Annotated in this window: 18 protein-coding genes, 1 tRNA gene and 1 pseudogene; 13 read left to right on the plus strand and 7 right to left on the minus strand. The window is 59.9% G+C overall.

The features are described from left to right. Positions 1-34: 34 nt before the first annotated feature. Positions 35-245, minus strand: a pseudogene (locus AD668_RS11130) (hypothetical protein). A 212-nt stretch (positions 246-457) separates the two neighbouring features. Beyond that, positions 458-545 (minus strand) — tRNA-Ser (locus AD668_RS11135). A gap of 122 nt (positions 546-667) precedes the next feature. Between AD668_RS11135 and AD668_RS11140 the strand changes: the two genes are divergently transcribed. Beyond that, positions 668-1339 carry a Bax inhibitor-1/YccA family protein gene (locus AD668_RS11140; protein ID WP_053158434.1) on the plus strand — a complete coding sequence of 224 codons (672 nt, stop codon included), beginning with the start codon at positions 668-670 and terminating at the stop codon, positions 1337-1339. A 65-nt stretch (positions 1340-1404) separates the two neighbouring features. Here AD668_RS11140 and AD668_RS11145 read toward each other — a convergent pair whose 3' ends face one another. Further along, positions 1405-1842 carry an Lrp/AsnC family transcriptional regulator gene (locus tag AD668_RS11145; RefSeq protein WP_007987480.1) on the minus strand — a complete coding sequence of 146 codons (438 nt, stop codon included), beginning with the start codon at positions 1840-1842 and terminating at the stop codon, positions 1405-1407. A 135-nt stretch (positions 1843-1977) separates the two neighbouring features. On the opposite strand from AD668_RS11145, the gene AD668_RS11150 reads away from it, so the two are divergent. Next, entirely contained in the window at positions 1978-2871 is an 894-nt protein-coding gene (locus AD668_RS11150) for a DMT family transporter (RefSeq protein WP_053158435.1), read from the plus strand. A gap of 15 nt (positions 2872-2886) precedes the next feature. Here the strand turns inward: AD668_RS11150 and AD668_RS11155 are convergent, their stop codons facing one another. Then, entirely contained in the window at positions 2887-3924 is a 1038-nt protein-coding gene (locus AD668_RS11155) for an FUSC family protein (RefSeq protein WP_053158438.1), read from the minus strand. Positions 3925-3971: 47 nt separating this feature from the next. Continuing rightward, positions 3972-5597: an NADP-dependent glyceraldehyde-3-phosphate dehydrogenase gene (locus AD668_RS11160; protein WP_053158440.1), complete on the minus strand. Its 1626-nt coding sequence runs from the start codon at positions 5595-5597 to the stop codon at positions 3972-3974. A 256-nt stretch (positions 5598-5853) separates the two neighbouring features. Here AD668_RS11160 and AD668_RS11165 point away from each other — a divergent pair, with 256 nt between their 5' ends. The 10 genes from AD668_RS11165 (at position 5854) to AD668_RS11215 (ending at position 15037) form a co-directional block, all read left to right on the plus strand. Continuing rightward, the gene (locus AD668_RS11165) at positions 5854-6741 is read left to right on the plus strand and encodes a Dyp-type peroxidase (protein WP_053158443.1); all 888 of its coding nucleotides are present in this window, start codon (positions 5854-5856) and stop codon (positions 6739-6741) included. 345 nt (positions 6742-7086) lie between these two features. After that, complete coding sequence (locus AD668_RS11175; protein WP_053158449.1) at positions 7087-7839, plus strand: GntR family transcriptional regulator; 753 nt, start codon at positions 7087-7089, stop codon at positions 7837-7839. Continuing rightward, positions 7836-9566 carry a fumarate reductase/succinate dehydrogenase flavoprotein subunit gene (locus AD668_RS11180; RefSeq protein WP_053158452.1) on the plus strand — a complete coding sequence of 577 codons (1731 nt, stop codon included), beginning with the start codon at positions 7836-7838 and terminating at the stop codon, positions 9564-9566. The genes AD668_RS11175 and AD668_RS11180 overlap by 4 nt, the downstream gene beginning before the upstream one ends. A 26-nt stretch (positions 9567-9592) precedes the next feature. After that, on the plus strand, positions 9593-9838 hold the full coding sequence (locus AD668_RS11185; protein WP_003180418.1) for a ferredoxin family protein: 246 nt from the start codon (positions 9593-9595) through the stop codon (positions 9836-9838). A gap of 275 nt (positions 9839-10113) precedes the next feature. After that, positions 10114-11538, plus strand: a complete 1425-nt coding sequence (locus AD668_RS11190; protein ID WP_172681820.1) for an ABC transporter substrate-binding protein — start codon at positions 10114-10116, stop codon at positions 11536-11538. Positions 11539-11656: 118 nt separating this feature from the next. Next, positions 11657-12439, plus strand: a complete 783-nt coding sequence (locus AD668_RS11195) for an ABC transporter permease (RefSeq protein ID WP_053158458.1) — start codon at positions 11657-11659, stop codon at positions 12437-12439. Continuing rightward, on the plus strand, positions 12439-13287 hold the full coding sequence (locus AD668_RS11200; protein ID WP_053158461.1) for an ABC transporter ATP-binding protein: 849 nt from the start codon (positions 12439-12441) through the stop codon (positions 13285-13287). The genes AD668_RS11195 and AD668_RS11200 overlap by 1 nt, the downstream gene beginning before the upstream one ends. Beyond that, positions 13284-14246, plus strand: coding sequence for a HEAT repeat domain-containing protein (locus AD668_RS11205; RefSeq protein ID WP_053158465.1), 963 nt, complete (start codon positions 13284-13286; stop codon positions 14244-14246). The genes AD668_RS11200 and AD668_RS11205 overlap by 4 nt, the downstream gene beginning before the upstream one ends. Continuing rightward, positions 14243-14521, plus strand: coding sequence for a DUF971 domain-containing protein (locus AD668_RS11210; RefSeq protein WP_053158468.1), 279 nt, complete (start codon positions 14243-14245; stop codon positions 14519-14521). Before AD668_RS11205 ends, AD668_RS11210 begins: the two co-directional genes overlap by 4 nt. Positions 14522-14668: 147 nt before the next feature. After that, positions 14669-15037, plus strand: a complete 369-nt coding sequence (locus AD668_RS11215) for a DUF427 domain-containing protein (protein ID WP_053158471.1) — start codon at positions 14669-14671, stop codon at positions 15035-15037. A gap of 142 nt (positions 15038-15179) precedes the next feature. Here the strand turns inward: AD668_RS11215 and AD668_RS11220 are convergent, their stop codons facing one another. Beyond that, complete coding sequence (locus AD668_RS11220; RefSeq protein WP_053158474.1) at positions 15180-16802, minus strand: MFS transporter; 1623 nt, start codon at positions 16800-16802, stop codon at positions 15180-15182. A 199-nt stretch (positions 16803-17001) separates the two neighbouring features. After that, positions 17002-18648 carry a GMC family oxidoreductase gene (locus tag AD668_RS11225; RefSeq protein ID WP_053158477.1) on the minus strand — a complete coding sequence of 549 codons (1647 nt, stop codon included), beginning with the start codon at positions 18646-18648 and terminating at the stop codon, positions 17002-17004. A gap of 133 nt (positions 18649-18781) precedes the next feature. Here AD668_RS11225 and AD668_RS11230 point away from each other — a divergent pair, with 133 nt between their 5' ends. After that, positions 18782-19678: a LysR family transcriptional regulator gene (locus tag AD668_RS11230; RefSeq protein ID WP_053158480.1), complete on the plus strand. Its 897-nt coding sequence runs from the start codon at positions 18782-18784 to the stop codon at positions 19676-19678. The last annotated feature ends 24 nt before the right edge of the window (positions 19679-19702 follow it).

Below are 19702 nucleotides of genomic sequence, written 5' to 3' on the forward strand. Positions count from 1 at the left end.
GTGCTAAGACGCCTGGCGTAGCAATTAATTATATTCACTCCGGCGCCATCATCACCGTGAGCGTCATTTCGATGAACTCTTCATTCTTATCGATGGCTGCTAGGGCGCCGTGAGCGTTGTCGGCAATGTCCTCCGATCCGCGCTGCTCGACGTAGCTGGACAGCTCCATGACGGCGGCTTCCAAGGCAAGCTGGTTTTCGTTGAGCTTGTACGTCAAGGACGGGGGGCAGGTCAGAATTTGGCATCGCAAATCCTCGGTAATGAGGTCAGCGTAACTGGGTAGTATGAGGTCGGTGGGGTACCAGGGAGGCGAAGGCAGATGCTTCATGTGATTTCGGAGGCCGAGTTGCGGAAATAGGCGAAAAGATGCCGAAACGATTGCATCAGCACTGCATTCCGAAATCAAACCCCAGAAACGACAAAGCCCTGAATAATCAGGGCTTTGTCGGTACAAATATGGCGGAGGCGATGGGATTCGAACTCATGGACCTGTTACAGTCGACGGTTTTCAAGACCGTTGCCTTAAACCACTCGGCCACACCTCCGTTGCGTTGCGGGCGCCATAATACCTGAATGAAACACACTGTCAAACTCTCTGCATGGCTAGTTTCAGGGTGTCTGTTATGATCTTTGCGACTGAACGTTTCAAACCAACAGGAGTGTCGCCATGCGCGAACAGGATTACGCAGTTAATAACAGCGTGCAGGCTGAGCAGCTAGAGGTTAGCCGCGTCCTGCGTAACACATATGGCTTGCTCGCCCTGACCCTGGCTTTCAGCGGTGTGATGGCCTACGTTGCCCAGCAGATGCGTGTTGGCTACCCGAATATTTTCGTGGTGCTGATCGGCTTTTACGGTCTTTTCTTCCTCACCAACAAACTCCGCGATTCCGCCTGGGGCCTGGTGTCGGCATTTGCCCTGACCGGTTTCATGGGTTTCCTGCTCGGCCCAATCCTCAACCGTTATCTGGGCATGCAGGGTGGCGCTGAAGTCGTCAGCTCGGCGTTCGCGATGACAGCGCTGGTGTTCGGTGGTCTGTCGGCCTACGTATTGATCTCTCGCAAGGACATGAGCTTCCTCGGTGGTTTCATTACGGCAGGCTTCTTTGTACTGCTGGGTGCGACGCTGGCGAGCTTCTTCTTCCAGATCAGCGGCCTGCAACTGGCGATCAGCGCGGGCTTCGTGCTGTTCTCCTCTGTTTGCATCCTGTTCCAGACCAGCGCCATCATTCATGGTGGCGAGCGTAACTACATCATGGCGACCATCAGCCTGTATGTATCGATCTACAACCTGTTTGTCAGCCTGTTGCAGCTATTCGGCATCATGGGTCGCGATGATTGATCGTCAGCCTTGAATGAAAAAACCCGCTTCGGCGGGTTTTTTCTTGCCGCTGATTGGGTGAAATTTCAGGCCATCGGTGGCAATCGGCGTTTGACCGGTGTTTTCTTGACGATCGCGGTATTGGTTTCGGCGTGGGTATTGAGGCGGTCGAGCAGGGTATCGAGTTGTTCCATTGAGCGAACGTGCAGACGCGCTATGAAGCAGTCGTCGCCGGTCACCTTGTCGCACTCGGTGAACTCGGGAATGGCCATGATCTGCCGTTCGACTTCCTGCAGTTGGCCAGGAAGCGGGCGAATACGCACAATGGCCTGGAGTTGATAGCCGAAGCATTTCGGGTCGATTTCAACGGTGTAGCCTTTGAGCACACCACGCTCTTCCAGGCGGCGCAGGCGCTCGGCAACACTGGGCGAAGACAGGCCGCTGATCTGGGCCAGCGCCTTGAGTGAACGCCGCGAGTCTTCCATCAGGGCCGTGATCAGTACCTGGTCGATGTCATCGGTCATGCTGAAACCTCTATTAGGCATTTTTTCAATATTGCCTTTGCAAAAAAGGCAGATGCCGAGTTTAGCCTTATTTTTGCTCTGGAGATGCCCCTCGGACGGTTGGCATACTTTGTCCACAAACAGAGGAGCCTGATGATGGACAAAACCCTACGCCGCGGTTCGTTTGAAATGACGGCCGCCATGCTGATCTCCGGAACCATCGGCTGGTTTGTGCTGGTATCCGGTCAACCGGTGCTTGACGTGGTGTTCTGGCGTTGCCTGTTTGGCGCTGGCACGTTGTTGTTGATTTGCGCGGCATTCGGCTTTCTGCGCCCCGGCATTCTGACCCGCACCACGTTTCTGCTGGCGGTACTCAGCGGGGTGGCGATTGTCGGTAACTGGGTGCTGTTGTTCGCCTCCTATTCCCGCGCTTCGATTGCCATCGGCACTGCGGTTTACAACGTGCAACCGTTCATGTTGGTAGGACTGGCCGCGTTGTTTCTCAACGAGAAGATAACCGTGCAGAAACTGGTCTGGCTGGGTGTTTCGTTCCTCGGCATGTTGGCGATTGTCAGCGCCCATGGCGGGCAAGGGGAGGGTGGCAGCGAATACTTGCTGGGCATCATTCTGGCGTTGGGAGCGGCGTTCCTCTACGCGATTGCTGCGTTGATTATCAAACGCCTGACCGGTACGCCGCCGCACCTGATCGCACTGATCCAGGTCGGCACGGGCGTGTTGCTGCTCGCACCGTTCGCGCACTTCTCGGCGCTGCCGCAAGCCCCCAGCGCCTGGGCCAGTCTGCTGACCCTGGGCATTGTGCACACCGGCGTGATGTACGTATTGCTTTATGGCGCGATTCAAAAACTGCCGACCGCGTTGACCGGGGCGTTATCGTTTATCTATCCGATTGCGGCGATTTTCGTCGACTGGTTCGCCTTCGGTCATCGCTTGGAGCCGCTGCAATGGATAGGTGTTGCAGCGATTCTGTTGGCCGCTGCCGGTATGCAACAGGGCTGGAACCTGAAGTTTCGCCGGACAGTCACGCAGTAAACCGCACCGGTAGCGTCAGATGCTCCAGCGCGTCGCGCTTTTCGCCAGGCGCTGGCGCATCTCACCGATGTTGGCGGCCAGTTGCTGGGTCAATAACCGGTAGCCGTCCAGCGCGTTATAGACCGGCGCATCCAGGCTGACCGCGGGCAATTCCACAGGTCGACTGAGGCGCAGGGATAAACCGGACTTCAGTGCCCGGGCCATGCCAATCAGTTGTACGCGAATCTGACGATGCTCGGCTTTCAAAGCCGATTGAAGATGAGTCATCGCTTCGGGGTCATTGGAGTCCGGTCTGGTATTGCCGAGGATTTCCAGAGTGCTGACGCACATACGCAGGTTGCGCTGGATGGCGTCCAGTTCGGTCATTGAAATCTTCACTTCCTTGGACACCGACGGCATCAACGAACGCAGTTGCACCATCACGCTATTGAGGCGATTCATCAGTTTGAGGTGTTCGTCGGCGGTGATGGGCTGGCCGTCGATGATGCGCCCGTAGACTTTCGCACAGTCGCGCAAGGCATCGGCCAGGTTGTAGCGCCAGGAATAGACTGCGTAGAGGGGCAGGGCGAAGGAGAATGCCAGGGCCAGGGCGATGCCGATCAGGATGTCCACCCCACGCCACAAACCATCGGTGATCGGATTGTCGCCATGCCCGGCGACGATGAACACGGTAATGGCCGACAGCAGCGCGGTATATCCGCCCTTGCCGATGGCGTGATAGGAAAAGAACCCGCACACCACCGACATCGCGAAATAGGTCAGCCACGGCATCCCGAGCCAGGCCTGTTGCAGCACGAGCAGAAGTCCGACCGCCGCGCCAATCAACGTACCGGTGGCGCGCTCGGCGGCTTTTTTACCAATATTGCCGTGGTGCTGCAAGCCGCCGATCACCACCAGCATCGTCACCGACGCCCATTCGCCATGGGGCAGGTTGATCCCGGTGGTCAGCAGGATCGTCGCCAGCAATCCCAGTGCCACCCGCACCGCGTGGATCACACGCGCATGGCGATAGCGCTGATAGGGATCGAGCAGCGGGCGCAGTAACCGTCGCATCCACAGCGGCAGTCGATGGCTTGTCGATGTAGTCAGACCCGGTCTCCTCAGAAAATGTAATCGGTGGTCAGGAAACTTGAACGGCGGCCGCTGATGATCTCGCTGATCAGGTCCTTGTTGGTCTCCTGGAATTTGGTCGCGACCAACGTGCGGATTGAAAACACCCGCAGTGCGTCATGTACCGACAGTGTGCCCTCGGCGGAGTTCTTGCGGCCATTGAATGGGTAAGTGTCGGGGCCGCGCTGGCATTGGGCATTGAGGTTGATCCGGCCGACCTGGTTGGCGAAGGTATCGACCAGTCGCCCAACGGCCACCGGGTTGGTGCCGAAGATGCTCAACTGCTGGCCGAAGTCCGATTCCAGGACGTAATCGATCACCGTGTCCAGATGGCGGTAAGGCACAATGGGTACCACCGGGCCGAACTGCTCCTCCTGATAGACACGCATCTGTGGCGTGACCGGGTAAAGGACCGCCGGGTAGAAAAACGAAGCACGGGCTTCACCCCCATTGGGGTTGACCACCCTGGCGCCTTTGGCCTCGGCATCCGCTACCAATGAATGCAGGTAATCGACCTTGCCCGACTCCGGAAGCGGTGTCAGCGCTACACCGTTTTCCCATGGCATGCCGGGTTTCAGCGAGGCGAGTCTGGCGTTGAATTTGTCGATGAAGGCCTCGACAACGTCTTCGTGGACGAAAAGGATTTTCAACGCGGTGCAACGCTGACCGTTGAACGACAACGAGCCGGTGACCGCTTCACTGACCGCGTTGTCCAGATCCACCTGGGGCAGGACGATGCCAGGGTTTTTTGCATCCAGACCCAGGGCCGCACGCAGGCGGTGCGGTTTCGGGTGAAGTTTTTTAAGGTCACTGGCAGCTTTGTTGGTGCCGATAAAAGCGAAGATATCGATTTTTCCACTGGCCATCAGAGCACTGACGGTCTCGCGGCCGCTGCCGTAAATGACGTTGATCACCCCGGCCGGGAAGCTGTCGCGGAAGGCTTCCAGCAGTGGCCGGATCAGCAATACCCCGAGTTTGGCCGGTTTGAACACCACGGTGTTGCCCATGATCAATGCCGGGATCAGCGTGGTGAAGGTTTCGTTCAGCGGATAATTGTACGGTCCCATGCACAGGGCTACGCCAAGGGGAACTCGACGGATCTGGCCGAGGGTGTCCTGTTCCAGTTCGAAACGACTGGAGCGGCGGTCGAGTTCCTTCAACGCGTTGATGGTGTCGACGATGTAATCGCAGGTGCGGTCGAACTCTTTTTCCGAGTCCTTGAGGTTCTTGCCGATTTCCCACATCAGCAACTTGACCACGGCTTCACGCTGTTCACGCATGCGCGCGAGGAAGGTTTCGACGTGCTGGATGCGTTCAGCCACGCGCATGGTCGGCCAAAGGCCCTGGCCTCGATCGTAGGCTCGGACGGCGGCGTCGAGCGCGGTCAATGCGGTCTCGGCATCCAGCAAGGGTGTGCTGCCGAGAATGACTTGTTCATCGCCATTCGGGCCGCTCAGATAGACCGGGCTGCGGACCTGAGCGAGCGGGCCGGGCCAGATTTCCAGCGTGCCGTCGACCAGGTATTCACGCTGCTCGGTCGCGCCGTCGAGACGGTATTTTTCCGGGATGCTGCCGGCGTCGGGAAACAAATTGCCAAGAATCGGTGCTGTGGTCATGTCGCTACCCCGTAGGTGGTGTCAGCCATGCGCTGGCGACTGCCGTTCAAATTCACTTCAAAGGTTATACGCCTCAATGGCGGTTTGTATTAAGGCCATTGAGCGCTGATGGGCAGAGTAGAGGGGTTGAGTGCCTGGATCTTTTGCTTCAAGCGTAGACCGCAATCGCTATGGGGTGAAATCGGTTCTTTTGACCTGAGAGCACACAAGGGACGGTGCCGGGGGTAAACTTCGCGCTCTTTCAAAAGGAGTTCATATGAGTTACTACCAGCCGGGCATCCTCGCCACCCCTGTTCCGCCTCAAGCCCGCCATATGTTCTTCGCCCTGGTATCGGCCGCTGCACTGCCGGCCGCGCTGGACACACTGCAAGGTCTGGTGGACGGCAAGTCGGCGGTGATCGGCTTTGGCGAATCTCTGGTCAAGGCCCTGGACGGCCACATCGATGGCCTGCGCGCCTTCCCGGCATTGACCGGAGTCGGCGTCGACAACCCGTCGACTCAACACGCTCTGTGGTGTTGGTTGCACGGTGATGACCGTGGCGAGTTGCTCAACCGCAGCAACACCATCGAAGCCGCATTGGCACCGGCCCTGCGCCTGGTGCAGATGAACGAAACCTTTCGCCACATGAGCGGCCATGACCTGACCGGCTACGAAGACGGCACCGAAAACCCCCACGACGAAGCCGCCGTCGCCGCCGCATTGGTGGGTGAGGGCCCGGACGGCACGGTCGGCGGCAGCTTCGCCGCGATCCAGCAGTGGCAGCATGACCTCAAGGGTTTTCATGCGATGTCGTCCGAGGACAAGGACAACATCATGGGTCGCCGCTTGAGCGACAACGAAGAGATCGATGACGCGCCTGTGTCCGCCCACGTCAAACGCACCGCCCAGGAAAGCTTCGCCCCCGAGGCGTTTGTAGTGCGCCGCTCGATGCCGTGGATCGAAGGTGACCGTGCCGGCCTGATGTTCCTGGCGTTCGGTTTCTCCCTCGACGCCTTTGAAGTCCAGCTGCGACGCATGAGCGGTCTGGAGGACGGGATTACGGATGGTTTGTATCGCATCAGCCGGCCGATCACCGGTGACTACTACTGGTGCCCGCCGATCAAGGATGGTCGTCTCGATTTGCGTGCACTGCGCATCGGCTGAGTAAAAGCAAAAGGTCGCAACCTTCGGCAGCTCCTGCATGTGTGCGATTCACTGTAGATACCGTCTTGTCCGTCCGTGAGCAAGCGCAAAACTCAAGGCCGCCTTCGCCGGCAAGCCGGCGCCTACAGGGTATCTGGCGATCAGGAGAATCCTGCTCTTCGTAGGAGCTGGCTTGCCAGCGAAGAGGCCGGCGAAATTGATGCAAAGCTCAAGGCCGCCTTCGCCGGCAAGCCGGCTCCTGCAGGTCCGGTCGCTCGAATCTAACCTTATGCTCATTCGGTATTTCTCAAGCTTGTCATAACGTCTCTAAGATCACGTCATAACTCGTTATAACAAGTGATCTTCATGACCGATAACGTTCTATCCCTGAGCAGTGTCCCGCTGCACACCCAGCTTCGCGACGTGCTGCGTGCCCGCATCCTCGACGGCCAATATCCGCAAGACAGTCAGATGCCGTCCGAGAGCGAACTCGGTGCGTTGTTCAAGGTCAGCCGCATCACCGTGCGCCAAGCGCTTGGCGATCTGCAAAAGGAAGGGCTGATCTTCAAGATCCACGGCAAGGGCACCTTCGTCGCCAAGCCGAAAACCTTCCAGAACGTCAGCACCCTGCAAGGGCTCGCCGAGTCCATGACCGGTCGCGGCTACGAGGTGATCAACCGCCTGCGCAGCTTCAAGTTCATTGCCGCCGACAAACTGGTCGCCGAGCGACTGCAGGTGGCTGAAGGCGAAACCGTTGCGCAGATCAAACGGGTGCGGCTGATCAACCGCGAGCCGATTTCGCTGGAAATCACCTACCTGCCCAAAGCCATCGGCGAACGCCTGGAGAAGGCTGATCTGGTCACCCGCGACATTTTCCTGATTCTGGAAAACGACTGCGGCCTCGCCCTGGGACATGCCGATCTGGCCATCGACGCGGTCCTGGCCGACAGCGACCTGACCCAGGCGCTGAATGTCGAACCCGGCTCGCCGATCATGCGCATCGAACGCCTGACCCACGACGCCAATGGCCAGCCGCTGGATTTTGAACATCTTTACTACCGTGGCGATGCGTTCCAGTACCGCCTGCGGATCGACCGGCAAAAAGGGGATCAGGCATGACTCGAAACACGCTTGAGCAGGAATACGACATCGTCGTGATCGGCGGTGGCACCGCCGGGCCGATGGCGGCGATCAAGGCCAAAGAACGCAACCGCGACCTGCGGGTGTTGTTGATCGACAAGGCCAACGTCAAGCGCAGCGGCGCGATCAGCATGGGCATGGACGGGCTGAACAACGCCATCATCCCCGGCCACTCGACGCCGGAGCAGTACACCAAGGAAATCACCATCGCCAACGACGGCATCGTCAATCAGGCCGCGGTGTACGCCTACGCGACCCATAGCTTCGAAACGATCGAGCAACTGGACCGCTGGGGCGTGAAGTTCGAGAAGGACGAGACCGGCGACTACGCGGTGAAAAAGGTCCACCACATGGGCGCCTACGTGTTGCCGATGCCGGAAGGGCATGACATCAAGAAAGTCCTGTATCGCCAGTTGAAACGGGCACGGGTCAGCATTACCAATCGCGTCGTGTGCACCCGTTTGCTGAAGGATGAAGAGGGCACCGTCAACGGCGTGATGGGTTTCGATTGCCGCACGGCGGACTTCCACGTGATCAAGGCCAAGGCAGTGATTCTCGCTTGCGGTGCCGCCGGACGTCTGGGCTTGCCATCCTCGGGCTACCTGATGGGCACCTACGAAAACCCGACCAATGCCGGCGACGGTTACGCCATGGCCTATCACGCCGGGGCTGAACTGGCGAACCTGGAATGCTTCCAGATCAACCCGCTGATCAAGGACTACAACGGTCCCGCCTGCGCCTACGTCACCGGCCCTCTGGGCGGCTACACCGCCAACAACAAGGGCGAACGTTTCATCGAGTGCGACTACTGGAGCGGGCAGATGATGTGGGAGTTCCACCAGGAACTCGAAAGCGGCAATGGTCCGGTGTTCCTCAAGCTCGATCACTTGGCCGAGGAGACCATCCAGAACATCGAAGAGATTTTGCACAGCAACGAGCGCCCGAGTCGCGGTCAGTTCCACGCCAATCGCGGCACCGACTACCGCACGCAGATGGTCGAGATGCACATTTCCGAGATCGGCTTTTGCAGCGGTCACTCGGCCTCCGGTGTGTGGGTCAACGAGAAGGCCGAGACCTCGGTCAAGGGCTTGTACTCGGCGGGCGACATGGCCGCCGTACCGCACAACTACATGTTGGGTGCGTTTACCTACGGTTGGTTCGCCGGCAACAACGCGGCGGAATTTGTCGCTGGACGCGAGTTTTCTGCGCTGGATGCCCAGCAGATCGAAGTCGAAAAGCAACGGGTCTACGCACCGCTTGACCGCGAACACGGCCTGCCACCGGCCCAAGTCGAGTACAAGCTGCGGCGCTTCGTCAATGACTACCTGCAACCGCCGAAAGTGACCAAGAAGATGCAGATCGGCCTGCAACGCTTCAGCGATATCCAGCGTGACCTCGACCAGATCAAGGCCCACAACGCCCATGAACTGATGCGTGCCATGGAAGTCAGCATGATTCGCGACTGCGCCGAAATGGCCGCCCGGGCATCGCTGTTCCGCGCTGAAAGTCGTTGGGGTCTGTATCACTATCGGGTCGATCACCCGCAACGCGACGATAACGAGTGGTTCTGCCATTGCCATCTGAAGAAAGATGAAAACGGCCTGATGACCAGTTTCAAGAAAGCCGTGGAGCCTTACATCATTGCGCTGGACGCCGAAGAAATGCAGATCTACGACCGACTGCGAGTCCGTGCGGATGCAGCCTGAGCCTCACACAAAAGAGAGACCGTGAAATGGCCTATCAACCCCAGGAAATCTTCTTCCGCTCCAACGCCCCCGTCACCGTCGACGAGGACAAATGCATCGCCCACAAAGGCTGCACCGTTTGCGTCGATGTCTGCCCGATGGACCTGTTGGCAATCAATCCGGCCACACAAAAGGCCTACATGGCATTTGATGAATGCTGGTACTGCATGCCCTGTGAAAAAGACTGCCCGACGGGCGCTGTGAAAGTCGAAATTCCGTACCTCCTACGCTGAAACAAGAACCTTGTAGGAGCCGGCTTGCTGGCGATGGCGAGCCAGTCACCATCAATTGAGCTGGCACTCCATCGCCAGCAAGCTGGCTCCTACAGGGGGGCGAGGCCAGCCGCAGAACGTGTGTTCACCGGAATAACTGTGGGAGCTGGCCTGCCAGCGATGAGGCCAGCCCAGACCACGAAAAACCGCCATCCGGCCACCACCGGACGCCTGATTCAAAAACACCCCTCGTTTCCCACCGCGCCCTGATCGTGGCGGAGACGAACATCCTATAAATGATTCGAGGGGATACACTCATGTTGCGTGCAGCGTTTGCCGGTCTGGTACTGGCGTCATTCACTTTGTCGGCCTCGGCCGAAACCATCCGCATAGCCATCGGTACCCAGGACACCACAATCAACTGCGCCGCTGGCGGTCTGTTGATTCGCGAACTGGGCCTGCTGGACAAATACCTGCCCCATGAAGGCGCCTACAAGGACGCCAAATACGATGTGCAGTGGAAGAACTTCACCAGCGGCGCGCCCCTGACCAATGAAATGGTGGCCGGCAAACTCGACTTCGGCGCCATGGCCGATTTCCCGGGCGCCTTCAACGGTGTGGCGTTCGAAACAGCCGGCAAGCACAGCCTGTTTATCAGCGTGTTGTCGGGCAGCACACAGGGCAGTGGCAACGGCATCGTGGTGCCGAGTGCGTCGGGCGTGCAGTCCCTGGCGGAACTGAAGGGCAAGACCATTTCCGTGCCGTTCGCGTCTACCGCCCATGGCATGTTATTGCGTGCCGTGGCGGCTCAGGGCTGGGATCCTTTGAAAGACGTAAACATCATCGCCCAGCCACCGGAAGTCGCCGGCTCCGCATTACAGGCCGGGAAGATCGACGCCCACGCGGACTTCGTGCCGTTTGCCGAACTGTTCCCCAGCCGTGGTTTTGCACGCAAGATCTACGACGGGTCCCAGGCCGCAGCGCCGACATTCCACGGCGCGTTGGTCGATCAAAGCTATGCGAAAAAGTACCCGGAAATCGTCGTCGCTTACCTGCGGGCGAGCATCGAGGCCAATCAACTGCTCGCCGCTGAACCGGAGAAGTACAGCGAACTGATCGCCAAAGTCACCGGCGTCGATGCCGAGGTCAACTATCTGTTCCACGGCCCGCTGGGTGTGCAAACCCGCGACCTGAGCTGGAAACCGGAATATCGCCAGGCCGTCGGCACCGCCATCGACACGCTCAAACTGTTGAAGAAAGCGGATCGCGGCCTCGATCTGAACAGCTTCATCGACGACCAATACATCCGCACAGCCTTCAAGGCCTCAAACCTGGACTACACCGCGCAATTGGCGAACTACGAGCAAACGCCACTCAAGGCAACCGATGCAGCGAGCGGCAAAGCCATCACCGACTTCAGCCGTGTGGCCGAAATCTGGGTGCGTGGCGAGCCGAAAGTCCGCCAGTACGCCTCCGCGGAGTCAGCGTTCAAAGCGCTGGCCAGCCTCAAGCAGGAAGGTAAAAACATCCGCGCCGTGTATGCCCAGGCCAGCGACAGCGGGATCAAATTGCTGGCGGATCAGGCGTGGTTTGCCAGCGATGCCAAGGGCCGTTTGAGTGCGTTTCTGCTCAAGGGCCAGGCCCAGCAGTACGCCACGGCGCAGGGCGGCAAGGTGTACGACTTCACTGATGCCACGACCCAGGCCGTGGCCGTTCGCTAAACCTGTAGGAGCCGGCTTGCCGGCGATTGCTGACGGACATTCAACATTGATGTCGACTTAACTACCGCTATCGCCGGCAAGCCAGCTCCTACGGGTTTTTTGGTTGAGAGGAATAACTGTGTACCGATCCTATGCACGCTGGATACCCAGGGCCGCGTCACTGCTGCTCTGCCTTTTGTTTTGGCAACTCGCCGCCAGCCACCACTGGAACCTCGGCCTGGTGACCTTCGCCAACGTCCCAACGCCGCTTGCCGTGATCGAGGCCGCACTGGGGCTGGGCGACTCCGGTAAGCTCGGCCGACACCTGAGCAGCAGTCTCGGCCGGGTGTTCGCCGGTTATCTCGCTGCGCTGATCATCGGTATCGCTTTGGGGCTGGCCATCGGGCGCTCGAAATGGGCCGAAGACGTTTTGCTGCCGCCGCTGGAAGTGCTGCGCCCGATCCCCGCGGTGGCGTGGATTCCCCTGGCGATCCTGATGTTCCCGTCGTCTGAACTGTCGATGGTGTTCATCACCTTCACCGGCGCGTTGTTCCCGATTTTGCTCAACACCGTGCATGGCGTCGAAGGCGTCGACCCACGCCTGATCGCCTCGGCGAAAAGCCTCGGGGCAGGGCGCCGGGCAATCCTGCTGGAAGTGATCTTGCCCGGTGCTGCGCCAAGCATCATTACCGGCCTCGCCATCGGTATGGGCACTTCCTGGTTCTGTCTGGTGACGGCAGAAATGATCTCTGGCCAGTACGGCATCGGTTACTACACCTGGGAGTCCTACACCATCCAGAACTATGCCGACATTGTCGTCGGCATGTTGCTGATCGGCGTGCTGGGAATGGGCAGCAGCCTGTTGATCAAACGCCTGGGCGGGCTATTCACGCCTTGGCACCGTCCACGAGGGAAAAGCTGATGAGCGTGTTTCAACACCCTGAAGGGCGAATAGATATTCGCGGCTTGTCGATCAGCCTGGGCGAAGGTCAAGCGGCGTTCGAAGCCGTGCAAGGTCTGGATTGCCAGATCGAACCGGGCCAGTTCGTGTGCATTCTCGGCCCTTCCGGTTGCGGCAAGTCGACCCTGCTCGGCGCGCTGGCTGGTCACTTGCAACCGCGTACCGGAACGCTCACGGTGGATGGAGCGCCGGTGTCTGGACCCTCGTCGCAGCGCGGCATGGTGTTCCAGCAGCACACGCTGTTTCCGTGGCGAACGGTGCGCGACAACGTCGCCTTCGGCCTGAAAATGCACGGCATCGGCAAGCACGAGCGCCATAAAGCAGCCGACGAAATCCTCGCGCTGGTGGGCCTCGAAGGCTTTGCCGAACGCTGGCCGGACCAACTCTCCGGCGGCATGCAGCAACGGGTGGAAATCGCCCGGGTGCTGGTCAATCGTCCGCGCCTGTTGCTGATGGATGAACCCTTTGGTGCCCTCGACGCCTTGACCCGCTTGAACATGCAGGAACTGCTGCTGGACATCTGGACGCGCATCCGCACCACCGTGGTGTTCGTCACCCATGACATCGATGAAGCGCTGTTCCTCGCCGATCGGCTGTTGGTCATGAGCTCACGACCGGGCCGGATCATCGAAGACCTGCGCCTCGATTTCCATCGGCCACGCACCACCGAACTGGTAACGAGCCACGAATTCTCGCGCCTGAAGCGCCATTGCCTCGAACTCCTGCGTCACGAAGACGGTCGGCAGTTGCCACGCCTGAACCCTCTCGGACTGCCTCCTGAAAACAAACTGCCGCGGTTTGCCCTATGACTTCATTTTTTGATTTGACCGACAACGACGACATTCTTGCCCTGCAACCACGCTTGACCGATGAAGACGCTGGCGTGCGCCGGATCGCTTTGATCGAACTGGCCGACCTGGAAGAACCGGACGGCCTGCTATGGCTGGTGGACCGACTGGCGCAGGACCCCACCGAAGAGGTGCGCGCTGAAGCTGCGCGGCTGCTGGAAGCGTGGGAGGACGAACCGGTGGTTCAAGCGTTGTGCCGAGCCCTGACCGATCCGAGCGAAGCGGTGCAGGCCGCCGCTGCACAAAGCCTCAGTCTGCTGAAAAGCGCAGCGGCGGGGCGGGTGATTCTGCCGTGGACCGGGCATGCCGACATCCGTGTGCGCATTGCCGCGTTCCGGGCATTGCGCGAGCTGCGTTGCGCCGATGCCGCTACGGCGGCCGCCAACGCGCTGAATGATGAAGACGCTGGCGTACGCCGCGAAGCCATCGGTGTTTTGGGCTGGCTCAAACAACTCGATGCCTTGCCGGCCTTGGCGCGTCTGGCCAGCAATGACCCGGACACCGAAGTTCGCCGCGCCGCCACCGGCGCCCTCGGTCTGGCATCCGACGCGCAGGTGCTGCCGTCGTTGCGCCTGGCGTTGCAGGATCAGGCCTGGCAAGTGCGCGAAGAAGCTGCGACCACCCTGGGCAAGGTCGGACACGTCGATGCCGGCCCGGCACTGGTCCAGGCCCTGGGCGACGATTACTGGCAGGTGCGTTTGCGCGCCACCCGTAGCCTGGGCCGTTTGCGCTACGCACCCGCACTCGATGCGCTGATCGAAACCCTCGGCCATCGCATCAGCAATCTGCGCAAGGAAGCGGCGTTGGCCTTGGGCGAATTGAGTGATCAAAGGGCCATCGCCGCGTTGCAAGCCGCGCAGGATGATGGCGATCCTGAGGTGCGCAAAGCGGTGCGCATTGCCTTGAGTCAGCTGCAATGAATCCGCTGTCGGTAGGGAATTCGCCAAGCACCGGGCAATTGCGCCTGAACTGGCCGGACGGTCGGGAACAACGGCTCGATCACGCCGAGCTGCGCCGCCAGTGTCCGTGTTCGCAATGCCGGGCGTTTCGTGTGCAGGGGCTGACGCCGAGGGTCGATGCGCGGGTTCGGGTCACCGAACTGAACCCGCAAGGCTATGGCCTGCAACTGGTATTCAGCGATGGGCACGAGCGGGGCATCTATCCCTGGGCCTATCTGGCACAACTGAATGCTTGAAGAGCATGGCTCCCGTTCGGCTGTGAAGCCGTCGTGATGGCGGAACCTGGGTTATACCTGATAGGTCGGCATACATAGATTTTGGCGCGGCGACCGTTACCGGCTGCCTTGCCTTCAGGTCCATCACCGTCATGAGGAACGTCGTCCATGAAAAGCACCGGTCCTAGCCCTGTCATCACCATCGCCGAGCAGCCTGGCTGCCTGTTGGTGAAGTTTCACGGAATCCAGGTGGCCGCTTCGGCGCGGGCGTTGGTACTGCTGGAGGCCAACTACCCGCCGGTTTACTACGTGCCACGCGAGGACATCGACGAGAAATATTACGCGCGCACCGACCACACCAGCTATTGCCCCTACAAGGGCGACGCCAACTATTTCAGCTTGCAGGTGCCGGGGCATGAAGGTGCCAATGCGGTGTGGAGCTACGAGAACCCCAAGGTGTCCGTCGATCAGATTAAAGGATATGTGGCGTTCTACCCGGATCAAGTGAAGTTCGAGTTGCTCGACGAAGAGGTTTGAGACGGTTTTTCTATTTTGCACTGTCACTGTAGGAGCGAGCCTGCTCGCGATGGTCGTTAACGAAAACGCGTGCTTTCTGGTTGAACACGGCGCTTTCGAGTCCATCGCGAGCAGGCTCGCTCCTACAGGTTTCGGGTTGACGTCAGTTCTTGTCCAGATCCACGTTACGCGTCTCACGCAAACAGATCATCCCCACCACCAGGCTCACCCCGGTGATCACCACCGGATACCACAGCCCGTAGAAAATATCCCCGGTATACACCACCAGCGCGAACGACACCGTCGGCAGGAACCCGCCGAACCAGCCGTTGCCGATGTGGTAGGGCAGGGACATCGAGGTGTAGCGGATGCGAGTCGGGAACAGCTCGACCATCAGCGCTGCCAGCGGGCCGTAGCACATGGCGGAAATGATGATCAACGCGACAATCAGCGCCACGATCATCGGCTTGTTGATTTGCTGCAAGTCGGCCTGTTGCGGGTAACCGGCGAGGGTCACGGCACCGCGCAGGGCGGCTTCGTCGAAACCGTCTAGCTTCACGTCACCCACGCTGACCTGCACACCGCTGCCGGCCGGGGCCGCTGCGCTTTGATACGGCAGGCCCTGCTTGACCAGGAAGGTCTTGACCTTGTCGCACGGGCTGTCGAATTTGGCCTTGCCCACCGGGTCGAACTGGAAGGTGCAGGTGGCCGGGTCAGCCATCACTGTGATCGGTGCCTGACGGCTGGCTTGGTCGATAGCAGGGTTGGCGTAGTGGGCCAGGGTCTTGAAGATCGGGAAATACAACACAGTGGCCAGCAGCAGGCCAATCATCAGCACCGGTTTACGCCCGACCTTGTCCGACAGCCAGCCAAAGAAAATGAAGAACGGCGCACCGATGGTCACGCTGATAATCAGCAAGCCGTTGGCCACCGCCGGGTCCATCTTCAGGAACTGGGTGAGGAAAAACAGCACATAGAACTGCGCGGCATAAAAGGTCACCGCTTGCCCGGCGTTGATGCTGAACAGCGCGATCAGCACCACCTTGAGGTTTTCCCATTTACCGAAGGAATCGCGAATCGGCTGTTTGCACAGCTTGCCTTCTTCTTTCATTTTCACGAAGGCCGGCGATTCGTGCAGGCTCATGCGGATCCAGGTCGAGATGCCCAGCAGCACGATGGAAAACAGGAACGGAATGCGCCAGCCCCAGACTTCGAACTGGTCGCCGGTGAAGTAACGGCAGCCCAGTACCACCAGCAGCGACAGCAGCAAGCCGAGGGTCGCGGTCGACTGAATCCAGCTGGTGTGGAAACCGCGCTTGCCGATGGGCGCGTGCTCCGCGACATAAGTGGCGGCACCTCCGTACTCACCGCCCAGGGCCAGGCCCTGGAGCATGCGCAGCACCACCAGAATGATCGGTGCGGCAATGCCGATGCTGGCGTAAGTCGGTAGCAACCCGACGCAAAACGTCGCCAGGCCCATGAGGATGATGGTGGCGAGGAAGGTGTACTTGCGCCCGATCATGTCCCCCAACCGGCCAAACACCAGTGCACCGAACGGCCGTACGATGAAACCGGCGGCAAACGCCATCAGGGCAAAAATGAACGCCGTGGTGTCGTTGACCCCGGCGAAAAACTGTTTGCTGATCACCGCCGCGAGGGCGCCATAGAGGAAAAAGTCATACCACTCGAAGACCGTCCCGAGGGACGAGGCAAAGATGACTTTCTGGGTTTCCTGACTCGTGCCCGCGCTGCGCACGGCTTCCAGGGTTTGAACGTTCTCTGACATACCGGTATCCCTCACAGTGATTGTTTTTGTTGTTCCACTGTCGGCGCCTGCCTTGTGGGCGGGTGCCGCTACTGTCGATGCATCGGACATCCCTGTAGGAGCCGGCTTGCTGGCGAAAGCGATCGTCGAGTCGACATCGACGTTTACTGATACGCCGCTTTCGCCAGCAAGCCGGCTCCTACATGTTTGTGTACAGAGTTCAGGTGTTTGCGACCAGTTCCATCGGTGGTTTCACGCTCCTTGTGTCTGGGTTAAGGATCATCTGTGCCACTTTCTCGGCGATCATCAGCGTCGGTGAGCAGGTGTTGCCCGAAGTGATGCGCGGCATGATCGAGGCGTCGGCGATGCGCAGACCGGGGATGCCGCGCACGCACAGTTGGGCATCGACCACCGCAGCGGCATCGTTGCCCATGCGGCAGGTGCCCACCGGGTGAAAAATCGTCGTACCGATTCGTGCGGCGGCTTCGTGCAGTTGTTCTTCGCTTTGCAGGCTGTCACCGGGCAGGTACTCGACCGGTTTGAATGCCTTCAGGGCCGGGGCGGCCACGATGCGTCGGGTCAGGCGGATGGCGTCGGCGGCGACGCGCAAATCCTGCGGATGACTCAGGTAATTGGGTTGAATCAGCGGCGCTTCCTGCGGATCGACGGAGCGGATTTCCACCCGGCCTCGGCTTTGCGGGCGCAAATCGCAGACCGACGCGGTAAACGCCGGGAACGCATGCAGCGGTTCGCCAAAGCGCTCCAGCGACAGCGGTTGCACGTGGTACTCAAGGTTCGCTGAAGTCTGTTCCGGGCCGGAACGGGCAAACGCGCCAAGTTGACTCGGCGCCATGGACAGCGGGCCGCTGCGGTCATAGAGGTAGCGCAGGCCCATGCCCATCTTGCCCCACAGGCTGCCGGCAATCTGGTTCAGGGTACGGGCGTTTTCCAGCTTGTAGATCAGCCGCAGTTGCAGGTGATCCTGCAGGTTGGCGCCCACACCGCATAGCTCGTGGGCGACACCGATCCCCAGGCGCTCCAGTAGTGGACGCGGGCCGATGCCGGACCGTTGCAGGATGCTCGGCGACCCGACGGAGCCTGCGCACAGGATGATTTCCTTGCGCGCCTTGAACGACCTGGGCTGATCTTGCCAACGGGCACTGACCGCCGACGCGCGACCGTTTTCCAGCAGTACGCGGTCGACTTCAACGCCGGTCAGTACCGTGAGATTGGCGCGCTTGCGCGCAGGCTTGAGAAACGCCTTGGCCGCATTCCAGCGAATCCCGGCCTTCTGATTGACCTGGAAGTAGCCGCACCCTTCGTTGTCGCCCTGGTTGAAGTCATCGATGCTGGCGATGCCGCTTTGCTCGGCGGCGCTGCGGAAGGCATCGAGGATCGGCCATGACAGACGCTGGCGTTCGACCCGCCAGTCACCGCTGGCGCCGTGAAACTCAGAATCGCCGGCAAAGTGATTTTCGCTTTTCTTGAACAGCGGCAGCACGTCCTGCCAGCCCCAACCCGGATTGCCCTCGGCCACCCAGCCGTCGTAGTCACCGGCCTGGCCGCGCATGTAGATCATGCCGTTGATCGACGAACAGCCGCCCAGCACTTTACCCCGGGGATAGCTCAGGGCGCGGCCTTGCAGGCCCGCTTGCGCTTCAGTCTTGAAGCACCAGTCGGTGCGCGGGTTGCCGATGCAGAACAGGTAACCCACGGGGATGTGAATCCACGCATAGTTGTCGCGGCCCCCGGCTTCGAGCAACAGCACGCGGTGCTGCGGATCGCTCGACAGTCGATTGGCCAGCAGACACCCGGCCGGCCCGGCCCCGACCACGATGTAGTCGTATTCATCTAGGGAAGTCTGCATCCCTGACCTCGGTTTGTTGTTCTTGTTGTCTGTCATCCTAGTTGTTAGCTTTCGTCAAAAGAATGTTAGTTTTTGCGCAGCCGCTGTGCGTTTTTAAACAGTGCCATCAACAGCGAACAACCAGGGACGAATCATGTTTGACTGGAACGACTTGCGGTTTTTCCTCGAATTGCAGCGCAGCGGCCGTTTGCTCACGGCGGCACGCCGGTTAAACACCACGCACGCCACCGTGGCGCGGCACATCGAGGCCATTGAAAAGAGCCTCGGCACAGCGTTGTTTGTTCAACACGCCCAGGGCTATGAATTGACCCCGGCCGGGGAAGCGTTGCTCAAACACGCTGAGGCCATGGAAAACGTCGCGCTGCTGGCGCAGGAGGAAATCACCCAGTCCACGGCACCGTTGGGCAAGATCCGCGTCGGCGTGACCGAGGGGTTGGGTATCATGTTCCTCGCCAGCCGCATGAAAGGACTGTTCGAACGCTATCCGGGGCTGGAAGTGGAACTGGTGGCGGTGCCGCGCTTTGTCAGCATCCTCAACCGGGAGGCGGAGATCAGCATCCACCTTGAACGCCCGTCCGCCGACATGCTGGTCACCCGCAAGCTCACTGATTACCGCCTGGCGCTCTACGCCAGTCAGGCTTATCTCGACCGTTCACCGCCGCTGCGCAACCGCGAAGACCTGGGGCGTCACGCGTGGATCGGTTATGTCGACGATTTGCTGTTCAGCCAGGAGTTGATGTTCCTCAACAGCTTCTGCCGCAACCCGCAAGTGGTGTTCCACAGCACCAGCGTGATCGCCCAGCAACAGGCTGCACGTTCGGGGCTGGGGATTGCGGTGCTGCCATGCTACATGGCCAACGCCGATCCGGATCTGGTGCCGTTGTTGCCGGACGAAAGCATCCAGCGCAGCTACTGGATCAGCACCCGCCGCGAATTGCACAAGTCTGTGCGGCTAAGAGTGCTGTGGGATTATGTGGTGGAGTTGTGTGAGCGGGAGCAAGCCCTGCTACTGCCCCCCAATCCCCTGTAGGAGCCGGCTTGCCGGCGAAGAGGT

The sequence above is a fragment of the Pseudomonas sp. P1.8 genome (assembly GCF_001269805.1).
GTDB lineage: Bacteria > Pseudomonadota > Gammaproteobacteria > Pseudomonadales > Pseudomonadaceae > Aquipseudomonas.